Genomic DNA, 13,506 nt, shown 5'->3' on the forward strand with positions numbered 1-13,506 from the left:
GTGAAACAAATGAGTCGTGTTGCCTTTCATACATTAGGATGTAAGGTGAATTCCTATGAAACAGAGGCTATGTGGCAATTGTTTCAACAAGCAGGATATCAAAAAGTAGACTTTGAACAAGAGGCGGATGTTTACCTGATTAATACCTGTACCGTAACTAACACAGGTGACAAAAAGAGTCGACAGATTATTCGGCGCGCTGTTCGTCAAAACCCAGATGCTGTAATCGCTGTAACCGGTTGCTACGCCCAAACTTCTCCCGCAGAAGTAGCTGCCATCCCAGGTGTAGACATCGTTGTAGGAACACAAGGGCGTGATCAACTGGTGGGCTATGTCGATCAGTTCCGTCAAGAGCGACTGCCGATTAACGCTGTAGGAAATATTATGAAGCAACGTGAGTATGAGGAATTAGAGGTTCCAACTTTTTCTGATCGTACTCGTGCTTCCTTGAAGATTCAAGAGGGGTGTAACAACTTCTGTACCTTCTGTATTATTCCTTGGGCCAAGGGACTCTCACGTAGCCGGAAGTCAGTAAATGTACTCTCCCAAGCACAGCAGTTGGTGGAGGCGGGTTATAAAGAGATTGTGTTAACAGGTATTCATACAGGTGGTTACGGTGATGATTTTGAAGACTATAAACTGGCCGATCTACTATGGGATTTGGATCGGATCGAGGGGCTCAAGCGAATTAGGATCAGCTCGATCGAAGCGAGCCAAGTAAACGAAAGAGTAATTGAAGTCTTAAACGCCTCTGAGAAAATGTGTCGTCACTTGCACATACCTCTGCAAGCTGGTGACAACGAAGTGTTAAAGCGTATGCGCCGTAAATATACCGTAGAAGAATATCGTGAAACGATTCGCCAGTTACATGAGGCAATGCCAAACTTGGCGATTACTACCGATGTGATTGTTGGTTTCCCTGGCGAAACCGATGAACAATTTGAAAACGGACTCCGCTTTGTAGAGGAATTAGGGATGTATCAACTTCACGTTTTCCCATATTCTAAACGAACAGGGACTCCAGCCGCACGTATGACTGATCAAGTACCTGAGAATGTTAAAAATGAACGAGTTCGTAAATTTATCGAGCTTTCCAAACGTCTCCAGCTACAATATTCCAAGCAGTTCGTAGGAGAAGTACTCGAAGTAATTCCGGAGCGTCCATATAAAGAGGATCCCAGAAGTGGATTATATATGGGGTATGCCGACAATTATCTCCAAGTTGCCTTTCCTGCCACTGAAGAGATGGTAGGAAAAGTTTGTAAAGTGAAGATTGACCGGGCTGAATCTGACTACGTCTTTGGCTCTTTTGTCCGCATCATCGATGAAGTCCCACGCCCAGCCGTTTTATCGAACTAAGGGGGTTCTCCCACATCTTCGTATTCTGGGAAGCGAGGCAATACCATGCAAGAAATCTCTGCTGGTGGTGTAGTGTATCGAGTGAATCAAGAGGGTTATCAAATCCTCTTGATTCACGATCTCTACGGGAAAATGACTCTACCTAAAGGGAAGAAAGAAGGCCTAGAGACTGAGGAAGAGAATGCCTTGCGAGAAGTATTGGAAGAAACCAACATCAAAGGGCGGATCATCCAAAAACTACATACCATTCACTATACCTACGTGCATCCTTCACATGGAGAAGTGAAGAAAACAGTACATTATTACCTAATCGAAGCAATCGAAGGAGAAATTGAACCACAGCTTGAAGAAATTCAGCATGTGGGATGGTACTCTGTGGAAGAAGCCTACTTGACTCAAAAAGAAAAAGGTTACCCAAACAATTACATTATCTTTGATAAAGCTTATGATGCTTTACAACTGAACAAAGGAGTCTAACGAAATGGCACAAAAAAACATCGCGCGTATGATCGATCACACTTTATTAAAACCAGATGCAACGAAGGATCAAATTCTTCAGCTCTGTAAAGAAGCCAGAGAACATGTTTTTGCTTCGGTTTGTATTAATCCATATTGGATTAGCCTAGCAGCAAAAGAACTCTCAGGAAGCGAAGTAAAAGTATGTACTGTAGTCGGATTTCCATTAGGTGCATCTACTAGTGAGGCCAAAGCATTTGAAGCCAAAGATGCCATCGCCAAAGGTGCTGAAGAGATCGACATGGTTATGAACATCGGAGCATTAAAATCTGGAGATCTCGAAACCGTTGAAGAGGACATCCGTGCTGTTGTAGAAGCAGCGAACGGCGTTCTCGTAAAAGTGATCTTAGAAACAGGCCTTCTCAGTGACGAAGAAATCGTACAAGGCTCCAAAGCTTCTAAAGCGGCTGGTGCTCACTTCGTCAAAACCTCAACCGGCTTTGGTTACGGCGGTGCCACCGTTGAAGCTGTCCGTCTCATGCGCGAAACAGTCGGCCCTGAACTAGGCGTAAAAGCATCCGGCGGAGTTCGCGATCTTGCTGGGGCTGAAGCCATCATCGCAGCCGGCGCCAACCGAATCGGAGCCAGCGCCAGCATTGCCATCGTAACTGGCGGCACAGGTGCCGGAGCGTACTAAAACAACTGGCAAGCAAAAAAAGAAAGCCTTCATAAGCTTTCTAGACAAATAAAATGAGTCTGGTGGCGTTTAGGGGATCCTAAGCGCTCTTTGTGTATTTTCTGCGTGAAATGGCTCTGAGCTGTGGTCAGATTCATTTGTCACCAGCCACCTGTAAAGACTTCCTGATTTATTCTTAATCTGTTGAAGATAGCTGGTTCCAACTCACCGCCCCCAACTTCTCCACGCCAAAATTCGCCTCTCTGGAATCAACCATTCCACCAACCTAGCAAACTGACCCGCAAATGGCAACACCAGCGCTGAACATAACACATTAAATATCGTTTGCACATGTGCTACTTGTGTCGCAAGGTTTTCCGATAAAGTAGGAACCCACTGCTGCATCCAAGGAATCAGCGGAGCAAATGCAATCACCCCACCTATATTTAAAATCAGATGAGCAACCGCAACCCTACGTGCATATGTATTCGTTTGAATCGCCGCAATCAGGCCCGTTACACACGTTCCAACATTGCTTCCAAGTACAATCGCCATGGCAAAGGACAAATCAATTGCTCCAGTCGCATAAAAGCCCATAGCAAAAGCGGTAGTAGCACTACTACTGTGGATGAGAGCTGTAATAATCGCCCCCACTATAACGCCTGTTAAGAGCGGATTTCCACCTAATGACATCAATTGATCCAAGTAACCCAATTCCTTTAACGGCATTGCAATTGCCTGCATCATCTCGACTCCCCAAAAGATCCCAGCAAATCCGGTTGCCACCCAGCCCAGTTGCCTTACTGTATACCAAGGGAGTAAAATCATAATAACCCCAATCATTAAGAGGGGGATAAAGAAATCCTCTATTTTTAATGCTAAAATTTGCGTAGTTACCGTTGTACCAATGTTGGTTCCTAAGATAATCCCAATCGAATGTGTAAAAGACAAGATTCCAGCATTTACAAACCCAATGGTTAAAACCGTTACCGCAGTACTGCTTTGTAACAGAGCAGTTGTAATCGTTCCCGTCCAGAAACCTCTCCAAGGGGTCTTGGTGAAGCGTAGAATCCAATCTTGTAGCTTATTCTCAGCAAGACGTTCCAAGCCACCGCGCATAAGGTGCATTCCGTATAAGAAGATGGCAAGTCCTAGACAAAGTGGGAAAATGATCTCATGCCACATACCTGTTCACCTCTTCCACCATGTATATGGACAAGAGTGCAATTCCATGACAGAATGATGAGGTAAGCAAGATTCACAAAGCGTTCCAGACATTTATAAATCTTTGCCGTTATAATAAATGTAACCAAAAAAATAGCCTCCAGATTGGAAGCAGAGATGATACATATTATCTTCTTCGTTTACGTGAAGAGGAGCTGAGTGAATCTAATTCGGTATAGTTGGTGCGGTATGGCTCTGACCAACCGGGGAGTGCTCGTGGACGTTCTTCCTTGATACGGCGTTTCTTTGGTGCTGGTTCAGGCGCACCGAAGATGGCACAGGGCTCATCTAGGGAATCGAAATCCGGCTCAACTAAGCGAGATTTCTTTGCTGGTGCAGGCTCATCTGACTGTCTACCGTAGGAAGGATGGAATTCATCAAATCCATTAAAACCCCCAAACTCGGCAAAACTACCGAACTCACCAAAGCCGTTATAGTTATGGTCATGCTCTGTTTTTTGTTTAGAAGACTTTGGAGCTGGAGAGGTCATATTTTGTTTACTGCTTTCGAATTGTACTATCTCTTCTTGAACAATTTTGCGGATCAGTCTACGAAGTTGAGATTCATTTAAGGCATTTTTTTTCATCATTATCCCACCTTTGAAGAAAATCGTGATAGCAGTATATGCCAAATTAAGGGAATGGTGTATGGTTTGATTGGAAAGGAGGGCTGAGAAATGCCAACAAGTTCAGAGTGTATTTTTTGTAAAATTGTAACAGGCGAAATACCGTGTCAGAAAGTGTATGAGGATGAACATGTCATTGCATTTCATGATCTATATCCTGTTGCACCGAGTCATGTACTTGTCATTCCCAAAAAACATGTTTCCACCCTTATGGACTTTTCCGAGGAAGATACAGAGCAACTGGGAAGAATTTTGCAAGGCGCTCGGCAGGTCGCTAAAAAATTAGGACTTGACGAAGAAGGCTTTCGTGTGGTTAATAATATGGGGGAGTATGGTGGTCAAACTGTATACCATGTTCATTTTCATGTCTTAGGCGGTCGTCATTTGACATGGCCTCCGGGCTAACGGAAGTCCTTTTGACATGTCTTTGCTTTATACGGTATAATGGAGTTTGACTATATCTGTCCCAACGGAGCCAAGAGTGGCTAGGGAATGTCATTTTAAGCATCTGACTCATCCCAACGTTGGCTATTTATCTTATGCAGGTGTCGTGGATGTTGCCATCCTTCTATGGATTGGTCCGCTACTTGCGTGTATTTGTGGGTCCTCTTACCCGAGCAGCTGACCCGTGGAGGGAGGGAAAATCATGGTCGAAACAAAAGTTCGTAAAAACGAATCCTTGGATACAGCTCTTCGCCGGTTTAAACGTTCCTGCGCGAAGGACGGTGTGCTCTCTGAAGTACGTAAACGTGAGCGTTATGACAAACCAAGTATTAAGCGCAAGAAAAAAGCTGAGGCTGCGCGTAGAAATAAGCGTAAATAAATAGCGAGGTGACTCCGAGTGAGTCTTGCACAGCAGCTAACACAGGATATGAAAACTGCCCTTAAATCGGGAGATAAAGAGCGCTTGTCTGTTATTCGGATGGTTCTAGCTTCAATTAAGAAGTCTGAAATAGATAATCGTGGTCCATTGAACGATGAAGGAACGTTAGAAGTAGTTTTGCGCGAAGTAAAACAACGCCAAGACTCAATAAGCGAATATGAAAAGGCAGATCGTCAAGATCTGGCTGATAAAGAACGCTTTGAACTGGGAGTTTTGCATGCCTATCTTCCTAAACAGTTAAGTGAAGAAGAAGTACGGGCAATCGTACTAGAAACCATCCAAGCTGTGGGTGCTTCGAGCAAGGCTGATATGGGGAAAGCGATGGGGGCTATTCTACCGAAAGTGAAAGGGAAAACTGACGGTAAACTAGTGAGCAAACTCGTCCAAGAAGCTCTAAGTTAAGAAAAAGCGGGATGATCTGTGGTAAGATCATCCCGCTTTTTCTTTTTTTGCATGCTAACTTGCTAAATTGAAGGTTTTAACAATTGGTTAAGCAGGGAACAAAGATAAGGGAAAGTGGAAGGGGGGAGGATTCGTTTGTGGCGAAGCTCATGGATAATGAAGATAAGCATTCTTTTTCTGATTGCCATGATTCCGAATCAAGTCTTGGCAGCAGGTAGCATGGATAGTGGAGTGGCAGGAGATATTTCATGGCTTCTATGGATACTAGTGAGCATAGGGTTATTGGGACTAGTATTGGAAGTGATGATACCAGGTCACCTCATCTCAGGTTTAGTAAGTATTTTTTCATTTGCTACCTATTTTTGGCTACGACTTGGGCAAAATGAAACAGACTGGCTTATCGTAGGTGCGTTTGTAGTGGGATTTGTCTTATTATTTATTGAAATTTTTGTACCTGGATTTGGTATCTTTGGTGCTCTAGGGATTGTTGGTATTTTTTATGCTATTATTGTGTCCGCTCCGTCTATAGTTGAGGGAGTCATTGCATTATGTTTAGGATTGATTATTACTTCCATAGCTTTGTGGATTCTTTATCGATTCTTTGGATTAAGAACCAAATGGGGCAACCTAGTCCTAACAAGTACACAAGACAGAGAAACTGGCTTTAACGCTAGCAAAGATCGTCGTCATTTGATGGGGAAACGCGGAGTTACGGTTACACCACTCCGGACATCGGGTTGGGTTCTGTTTGAACATGGTCGCGAAGATGTTGTAAGTGATGGAGAGATGATTCCGAATCATACAGTGGTAGAAGTGACCTTGGTTGAAGGCAGTCGCGTAGTAGTCTCTAGAGTTCGGGAGAACGAAAGTTTGGAACAGTAAGATAAATTAGAGGAGTGAATGATAGATGGATATGGCTCAAATTATGCCAGTCATTATAGGAGTTTTAATCGTAATTGGTATTCTATTGTTTCTTAATATGGTCCCTGTTATGTTATGGATTAGTGCGTGGGCCTCGGGAGCTTATATCGGGCTTGTCAAATTGGTAGCAATGCGTTTACGTCGAATCACACCGAGTCGAGTTGTAAATCCATACATTAAAGCTAGAAAAGCAGGCTTAGATGTAACGATTGATCAACTCGAGACCCATTTGCTTGCAGGAGGTAATGTAGACCGAGTCGTGGATGCGTTAATTGCTGCAGAACGTGCCAATATTAATCTCGAATTTGTGAAAGCGGTTGCGATTGACCTTGCTGGCCGTGATGTATTAGAAGCTGTGCAGATGAGTGTAAATCCAAAAGTAATCACGACTCCGATTGTGTCGGCGGTAGCAAAAGACGGAATTGAAGTAAAAGTAGTTGCCAGAGTGACCGTTCGTGCTAATATTGATCGTCTGGTAGGTGGTGCTGGTGAAGAGACTATTTTGGCACGTGTAGGGGAGGGAATTGTTACAACAAACGGTGGTGCTGAAAGCCATAAAGACATCTTAAAACATCCTGATTTGATCTCTGAAACGGTTCTGAGAAAAGGCTTAGATGCTGGTACGGCTTTTGAAATTCTATCGATTGACATCGCTGAGATTGATATCGGGAAAAACATCGGTGCACAGCTTCAAACGGACCAAGCGGAAGCAGATAAACAAATTGCCCAAGCGAAGGCAGAAGAACGCCGTGCGATGGCTGTCGCGACAGAGCAAGAAAACCGTGCTCGTGTAGAAGAAATGCGTGCAAATGTGGTTCAAGCAGAAGCTGAGGTTCCGTTAGCATTGGCAGACGCCCTTCGAAATGGAAAGCTAGGCTATATGGATTACCTGCAAATGCAAAATATTGAAGCGGATACCAAGATGCGTAAAAATATTAGCGGTTCCGATTCAATCGAAAATGAATAACCTCCACTACAGAACAGGAGGAAACAGCAATGGGTAGTATCGCTATTATTATTGCGGTTTTCGTAGGTCTATTTAAATTATCTGATTATATCCTCAGGGTAAATAATAAGAAACCTGTTTTTACACCTGCGATTAACCGACTGGAGGATTTGATGGACTTTATGGATGACGATGAGGACTCACCTAAAAAGAAGAAGAAGCGCCCCAAGTCATCATCCAAGCAAGTAAAAGTCCAAGAAGCGAAAGAGCAATTAGAACCAGCGTTTCCAAGAGCTTCTCAGCAGTACCGCCCTAATTTCGGTAGTTTGAGTCAAGGGATACAGAGACAGCGAGAAAAAGTCTCTGTTAAACCAATATTTTCACCAAAAGAAGTACAAAAAGCGTTTGTGTATAGGGAAATATTAGGAGCTCCAAGGGCCCTAGAACCGTATAGATCAAGACGTTATCCGCGTTAACTGCTTAGGTCTCCTAAGCAGTTTTTTATGCTTATTTTGCTTGGTAACATATGTGCATACTATGATTCAGCAAAAGCTCCATACTATCGATAAGGAGGTGATAGTTATGGACCAGTTTTCTAATAGTTCAAAGCGTTTACTAGTTCCAGGAGCATCATCCGTGCTTAACCAGTTCAAAGAAGAAATCGCAGCTGAGTTAGGTGTAACCTTAGGTTCAGAAACATCAGCACGTTCTAACGGATCGGTAGGCGGAGAAATCACAAAGCGCTTGATTGCTCAATCAGCGCAACAAATGAACTAAGTCATTCGGACAGCTATTTACGGTCAGAGGTAGATAGCTGTTTTACTTTGTTCATAAATAGGCATCTTTAGTCATATGGTACAACAAGGAGATGGAGGGGCGTCTTATGAAGAAAAAATGGAATGGTCACATGCGAGACTGGGCTTCAAAATGGCTAGACCTACCACCCGATGTAGCAAACGAAGTCCCTCGAATCGAATGGATCGGAAACGACCGATTACGTGTAGAAAATTATAAGAAAATTGAGGAATTAACAGAGAAATCAATCTCCCTTTCCACTAAATTGGGGTTTCTCGATATACAAGGTTCACGCATCGTAGTAAAAGTAATTGACTCAGAAGTAGTGATTGTTGAAGGCGAAATTAAGGATGTCCGATATAGAAAGTAAGGAATAAGGGGCGAGAGCATTGTTGGGAGTAAAAATGCCAAATCAGATTGAGGGAGAAATAACAATAGAGTGTCGAGGGGCAATGCTTACCCCTTTTTTAAATGATGTGGTACAAGCAGGAATTGTCCTGAAACAGATCGAGTGGAAACGAGATGAACTCGTTCAGATCACAATGCTCGTTCCAGATTTCAAGCGGGTTATTTCTCTCCTACGACAGCACGGATGTAAGATGAAAATTGTAAAAAAATCAGGATTACCATTTCTAGTAGCAAAAGCAATGCGTAGGAAGTTTTTTGCAATAGGAACTATTATATTTATTTCTTTGCTGTATATGATGAGCTCATTGGTCTGGAAAATAGATATACTAGGAAATGAGAAGATACCGACACAACTAATTCAAAATTTATTACAAAAAGAAGGGGTTTATCCGGGGCAATGGAAGGGGAAAATTCCTTCTCAAGAGGAGTTAAAACAGAATCTTCTAGATCAACTTCCTCAGGCGACATGGATTGGGATTCAAATGCAAGGAACTCGTGTCGTGGTGACAGTGGTAGAGAAAAAAGGGGTCGATCAAGCGACAGAGCCGACGAAGGTGGGGCCTGTTAATTTGGTCGCAAAGAAAGATGCTTTTGTTGTAGATCTGGCAGTAGAAAAAGGGAATCCATTGGTGAAAGTAAATGACACTGTTCAAAGGGGGCAGGTTCTAGTTTCTGGTAAATATGGAGACCCTACCATTCAAGAAGGTGGCCAAATCGTTGGGGCCAAAGGAACCGTTATGGGTGAAGTGTGGTATGAGTCTAATATCGTGGTTCCAATGCAAATGGAGTATAAGAAATTTACTGGCAATCGGCGAACGAAAACGGTTCCTATGATTGGAACTTGGCAAATTCGTAACCCTTTTAGCGAGGACCATCCATATCAGACGTTTGAAATCGTTTCAAATGAGAGCTTTTTACAGATTGGAAAGTGGCGTTTTCCAATTGGTTGGATTAAAGAAGAATACATGGAGACAGAACTTGAAAAAAGGGTCTTATCACCTGCTCAAGCGGTTGAGGCAGGAATGAGCCAAGCGAAAGCCGAAATCCTAAACGTTATCGGAAAAGACGGTCGAATTATCAGCCAAAAAATTTTGCAACAGTCTATAAAGAGTGGTAGAGTTTATTTAAAAATTAACTTTGATGTAGTGGAAAACATTGCGGTTTCGAAGCCGCTCCTTCAAGGAGAATAAAAACATTGAATCTCGAAGAACATACTAAAAAAATTCAGCTTTCAAATCCAGAAGAAGCATTAAGCTTGTTCGGCCCCCAAGACCATTATCTAAAGCAAATTGAAGGCAGTACAAGAGCCAAAATTTTTACTCGAAGTTCTGACATCACAATTACCGGGTCACAAGAAGACTTAGAGGTAGTCGGTCATTTATTTCGTGTCCTGTTAACATTAATTCGCCAAGGCTTTCAATTAACAGAGCGAGATATTGTGTATGCAACTCGTCTGGCACAGCAGGGCACAGTAGATGAATTATTGGAGCTATATGGAGAAGAGATTGGTGTCTCTCATAAAAATCAAAAAGTGCGTGTAAAGACATTAGGACAGCGTCACTATGTAAGTGCGATGAAGAAACATGATATCGTTTTTGGTATCGGTCCTGCTGGGACAGGAAAAACCTTTCTGGCAGTCGTTATGGCCGTTACAGCATTAAAAAATCACCATGTGAAGAAGATTGTCTTAACTAGGCCTGCTGTTGAGGCCGGGGAAAGCCTTGGCTTTTTGCCAGGGGATTTACAGGAAAAGGTGGACCCGTATCTACGTCCGTTATATGATGCATTGTATTTTATGTTAGGAAATGAACAAGTAACAAAGATGATGGAACGTGGTTTGATTGAAGTAGCTCCTCTCGCTTACATGCGTGGGAGAACGTTGGAAGATTCATTTATCATCTTAGATGAGGCCCAAAACACGACTCCAGAGCAAATGAAGATGTTTTTAACCCGGCTGGGGTTTGGCTCGAAGATGGTCGTAACAGGGGATGCCACGCAAGTTGATTTACCAAAAGGAAAAAAATCTGGATTACGAGAATCCGAACGCATCTTGAAGAAGATACCAGACCTAAAATTTGTCTACCTTGGTCAAGAAGATGTCGTCCGCCATTCATTGGTGCAGAAGGTAATTGAAGCGTATGAGCAAGACGAGATGGATATCTAGTGTTCAATGACTTGACAAGGAGCCGATCTAGGATGAAAGGTAAAGAAATAGAACCATCTTTGTGGCTCGAGCGCTTACGAGAGACAGAGTTTTGGAAGACAAGCAAAAAAGTAACCATTCTTTTATACGCGATCTTTGGGATCGCGTTCTATTTGTTGCTTATTGGAAATGTACTCCCGATGCAGTATGAATTAAAAGAAGGAAGCATTAGCCCGAATACGATTACCGCCCCTGCAACTATTATCGACGAAGTTGCCACGCAAAAGGCGAAAGAACGGGCGAAGCAAGGGGTTTCTCCAGTATTTACCAAAGATGATAAGGTAACAAATGATCAACTCGATCAGATCGAACGTTTTTTTAGTGAAGCAAAATCTACCTTATCTGAGAAATCGTTAAACGAAACAGAGAAAAAGAATAGAATCAAAGAAGTAATGGGGGGAAAGGAAGAAAAACTTAGCGAAGAGTTCTTTGGGAAATTAGTTCGTACCCCTGTCGATGATTTAACAGAGATCCGAGTGGGTACACGGGAAATTGTCGCGGAAATTATGGGGGATGGTGTTAAGGAGACAGAATTAGCAGAGAAGACGCGGGCTGTGGATCAAAAATTTTCTACCCTTTCTCCAAACTCCCGTTATTTAGTTCAAAGGCTAGCTAAATTTTATATCATTCCAAATGAATTTTCCGACGCTCCTAAGACAAAAGCTCTGCAAGAGGCGGCGATGAATAATGCTGATCTTGTTAAAATTGAGCAGGGACAAAATATAGTTACCAAAGGTCAAAAAATAACAGCTGATCAATATGAGAAGCTAACGAAGTTTAAGCTTCTTCGTTCGACGAATCTTTGGGGCTCTTATATAGGACTAGCTCTGTTACTAATCATAGTGCTTATCTTTTTCTATCTCTATATTCAACGATTTCATCCTTCTGTGGCACATGATAATTTTAAAATCATCATGTTCTTTCTTGTACTCACGATTTGTATGACGGGCATGAAACTCGTTGCAATTGGACAAAATTTGGATGAATGGAGCACTTTAGGTTACTTAAGTCCGGCCGCACTAGGCGGGATGCTAGTAACGTTATTACTAAACGTGGAGCTAGGCTTTTTATGTATCGTGTACCTCAGTATTGTTACTAGTATGTTTTTTAGTGGTGAAGGTCATCAACTATTTGATTTCCGCTTCGGTTTAGTTGCACTCATGGGTGGGGTGGTGAGTGCTTTTGCTCTATCAGGGGTCAAACGACGAAGTTCTGTGCTATATGCAGGAATCTATGGGTCGATTGCCTCTGTTGTTACGATCATGGCTTTATTTTTCATCTTTCCAGCGGAAGGATGGAGTACCATTTGGAGATCTCTCTCTTTGGGCTTGGCAGGAGGTATTTTCTGCTCTATTTTAACGATTGGATTCTTACCTGGTTTCGAATCTCTCTTCGGGATTTTGTCCCCTCTCCGCTTATTAGAACTGAGTAATCCAAATCATCCATTGCTAAAGAAACTACTCTACGATGCCCCTGGCACCTATCATCATAGTGTTATTGTAGGGAATTTAGCAGAGGCGGGAGCAGAGGCGATCGGGGCAAATGGGCTTTTAGCTCGGGTAGGTGCTTATTACCATGATTTAGGGAAAACCAAACGGCCTCAATTTTTTATTGAAAATCAGATTGGGAAAGAAAATCCTCATGATAAAATTTCGCCTAACTTGAGTAAGACGATCATTATCTCGCATACGCGTGATGGGGTTGAGATGCTAAAGAAATATCGAATCCCTGAGCCGATTCAAGATATTGCAGCCCAGCATCATGGTACAACCCTGATCAAATATTTTTATTTCAGGGCGCTCGAAGCAACGGACGGGATGAATGTGCTTGAGGAAGATTATCGTTATCCGGGTCCTAAACCTCAGTTTAAAGAGGCTGCGATTGTGGGGATTGCAGACTGTGTGGAAGCGGCCGTTCGGTCAGTAGCTAAACCAACACCATCACGGATTGAAGGGGTCATCAAAAAAATTATTCAACAAAGACTGGAAGATGGCCAATTTGACGAATGTGACTTGACGATTAAGGAATTAGACCTTATTGCTCAGGCGATGTGTGCCACTCTGCAGGGAATCTTTCATAATCGAATCGAATATCCAGAGAGTCCAACTCTAACTGGTAAAGGAGCGAAGCAACATTGAGTGTAGTCATCGATCTTACAGTTGAAATCGAAGTAACCAAGGAGCAACAGGAAGCGATCAATATCATTGATTCTTGTCTACAACAAGCAGCCACAGTGGAAGAAATACCAGATGTTCAAGTATCCATTACCATTACCAATAACCAAGAAATTCAGGAGATCAATGCGGAGCATAGAGGGATAGATCGCCCTACGGACGTTTTATCATTCCCGCTCTATGAAGCGGATGAAGAATGGATGCTCGAAGAAGGAGAAGAAGCAGTTGCCATAGGGGATGTCGTGATTTCACTTGATCGTGCGATTGAACAGGCAAATGATTATGGTCACTCTTTATCGAGAGAAATGGGCTTTCTAGCTGTGCATGGCTTTCTACACTTACTGGGATACGACCATGAAACGCCAGAGCAGGAGAAGGAAATGTTTCGTAGCCAAGAACTCATCTTAGACAAAGTGGGTTTAAGGAGGTAACCT

17 protein-coding genes are annotated in these 13,506 nt (G+C 42.8%); 15 read left to right on the top strand and 2 right to left on the bottom strand.

The window, feature by feature from the left end:
• Positions 1–9: 9 nt before the first annotated feature.
• The 3 genes from mtaB to deoC are packed head-to-tail and all read left to right on the top strand — an operon-like array spanning position 10 to position 2,512.
• On the top strand, positions 10–1,359 hold the full coding sequence (mtaB, locus tag BT147_RS11865) for a tRNA (N(6)-L-threonylcarbamoyladenosine(37)-C(2))-methylthiotransferase MtaB (RefSeq protein ID WP_072335556.1): 1,350 nt from the start codon (positions 10–12) through the stop codon (positions 1,357–1,359).
• Between the two features lie 45 nt (positions 1,360–1,404).
• Positions 1,405–1,836 (top strand): NUDIX hydrolase, encoded by a 432-nt coding sequence (locus BT147_RS11870; RefSeq protein ID WP_072335559.1) that lies wholly within the window; start codon positions 1,405–1,407, stop codon positions 1,834–1,836.
• A gap of 4 nt (positions 1,837–1,840) precedes the next feature.
• Positions 1,841–2,512 carry a deoxyribose-phosphate aldolase gene (gene deoC / locus BT147_RS11875; RefSeq protein WP_072335562.1) on the top strand — a complete coding sequence of 224 codons (672 nt, stop codon included), beginning with the start codon at positions 1,841–1,843 and terminating at the stop codon, positions 2,510–2,512.
• Between the two features lie 204 nt (positions 2,513–2,716).
• On the opposite strand, the gene BT147_RS11880 is transcribed toward deoC, so the two are convergent.
• Together BT147_RS11880 and BT147_RS11885 are read right to left on the bottom strand one after the other, a co-directional pair.
• A complete protein-coding gene (locus BT147_RS11880) occupies positions 2,717–3,676 on the bottom strand; it encodes a Na/Pi cotransporter family protein (RefSeq protein ID WP_072335565.1) in 960 nt (319 codons plus the stop codon).
• A 166-nt stretch (positions 3,677–3,842) separates the two neighbouring features.
• The gene (locus tag BT147_RS11885; protein WP_072335568.1) at positions 3,843–4,301 is read right to left on the bottom strand and encodes a hypothetical protein; all 459 of its coding nucleotides are present in this window, start codon (positions 4,299–4,301) and stop codon (positions 3,843–3,845) included.
• A 90-nt stretch (positions 4,302–4,391) separates the two neighbouring features.
• On the opposite strand from BT147_RS11885, the gene BT147_RS11890 reads away from it, so the two are divergent.
• The 12 genes from BT147_RS11890 to ybeY all read left to right on the top strand — a co-directional run bounded on the left by BT147_RS11890 (position 4,392) and on the right by ybeY (position 13,503).
• The gene (locus tag BT147_RS11890) at positions 4,392–4,745 is read left to right on the top strand and encodes a histidine triad nucleotide-binding protein (RefSeq protein WP_072335571.1); all 354 of its coding nucleotides are present in this window, start codon (positions 4,392–4,394) and stop codon (positions 4,743–4,745) included.
• A gap of 241 nt (positions 4,746–4,986) precedes the next feature.
• Positions 4,987–5,163 carry a 30S ribosomal protein S21 gene (gene rpsU, locus BT147_RS11895; RefSeq protein ID WP_072335574.1) on the top strand — a complete coding sequence of 59 codons (177 nt, stop codon included), beginning with the start codon at positions 4,987–4,989 and terminating at the stop codon, positions 5,161–5,163.
• Between the two features lie 18 nt (positions 5,164–5,181).
• Positions 5,182–5,625 (top strand): GatB/YqeY domain-containing protein, encoded by a 444-nt coding sequence (locus BT147_RS11900; protein ID WP_072335577.1) that lies wholly within the window; start codon positions 5,182–5,184, stop codon positions 5,623–5,625.
• Positions 5,626–5,760: 135 nt separating this feature from the next.
• Positions 5,761–6,507 (top strand): NfeD family protein, encoded by a 747-nt coding sequence (locus BT147_RS11905; protein ID WP_072335580.1) that lies wholly within the window; start codon positions 5,761–5,763, stop codon positions 6,505–6,507.
• A 43-nt stretch (positions 6,508–6,550) separates the two neighbouring features.
• Positions 6,551–7,513 carry a flotillin-like protein FloA gene (floA, locus tag BT147_RS11910; RefSeq protein ID WP_502688571.1) on the top strand — a complete coding sequence of 321 codons (963 nt, stop codon included), beginning with the start codon at positions 6,551–6,553 and terminating at the stop codon, positions 7,511–7,513.
• A 29-nt stretch (positions 7,514–7,542) separates the two neighbouring features.
• Positions 7,543–7,968: a hypothetical protein gene (locus tag BT147_RS11915; protein ID WP_072335585.1), complete on the top strand. Its 426-nt coding sequence runs from the start codon at positions 7,543–7,545 to the stop codon at positions 7,966–7,968.
• 106 nt (positions 7,969–8,074) lie between these two features.
• Positions 8,075–8,269, top strand: a complete 195-nt coding sequence (locus BT147_RS11920; RefSeq protein ID WP_072335588.1) for an alpha/beta-type small acid-soluble spore protein — start codon at positions 8,075–8,077, stop codon at positions 8,267–8,269.
• Positions 8,270–8,375: 106 nt separating this feature from the next.
• Positions 8,376–8,657 (top strand): YabP/YqfC family sporulation protein, encoded by a 282-nt coding sequence (locus BT147_RS11925; RefSeq protein WP_072335591.1) that lies wholly within the window; start codon positions 8,376–8,378, stop codon positions 8,655–8,657.
• Positions 8,658–8,691: 34 nt separating this feature from the next.
• Positions 8,692–9,885: a sporulation protein YqfD gene (gene yqfD, locus BT147_RS11930; RefSeq protein ID WP_143187997.1), complete on the top strand. Its 1,194-nt coding sequence runs from the start codon at positions 8,692–8,694 to the stop codon at positions 9,883–9,885.
• A gap of 5 nt (positions 9,886–9,890) precedes the next feature.
• On the top strand, positions 9,891–10,859 hold the full coding sequence (locus BT147_RS11935) for a PhoH family protein (RefSeq protein WP_072335597.1): 969 nt from the start codon (positions 9,891–9,893) through the stop codon (positions 10,857–10,859).
• 32 nt (positions 10,860–10,891) lie between these two features.
• Positions 10,892–13,036 (top strand): HD family phosphohydrolase, encoded by a 2,145-nt coding sequence (locus BT147_RS11940; protein WP_072335599.1) that lies wholly within the window; start codon positions 10,892–10,894, stop codon positions 13,034–13,036.
• Complete coding sequence (gene ybeY / locus BT147_RS11945) at positions 13,033–13,503, top strand: rRNA maturation RNase YbeY (protein ID WP_072335602.1); 471 nt, start codon at positions 13,033–13,035, stop codon at positions 13,501–13,503. Before BT147_RS11940 ends, ybeY begins: the two co-directional genes overlap by 4 nt.
• Positions 13,504–13,506: the final 3 nt, after the last annotated feature.

Origin of the sequence: Thermoactinomyces sp. DSM 45891 (assembly GCF_900119485.1) — a bacterium.
Lineage (GTDB): Bacteria > Bacillota > Bacilli > Thermoactinomycetales > Thermoactinomycetaceae > Baia.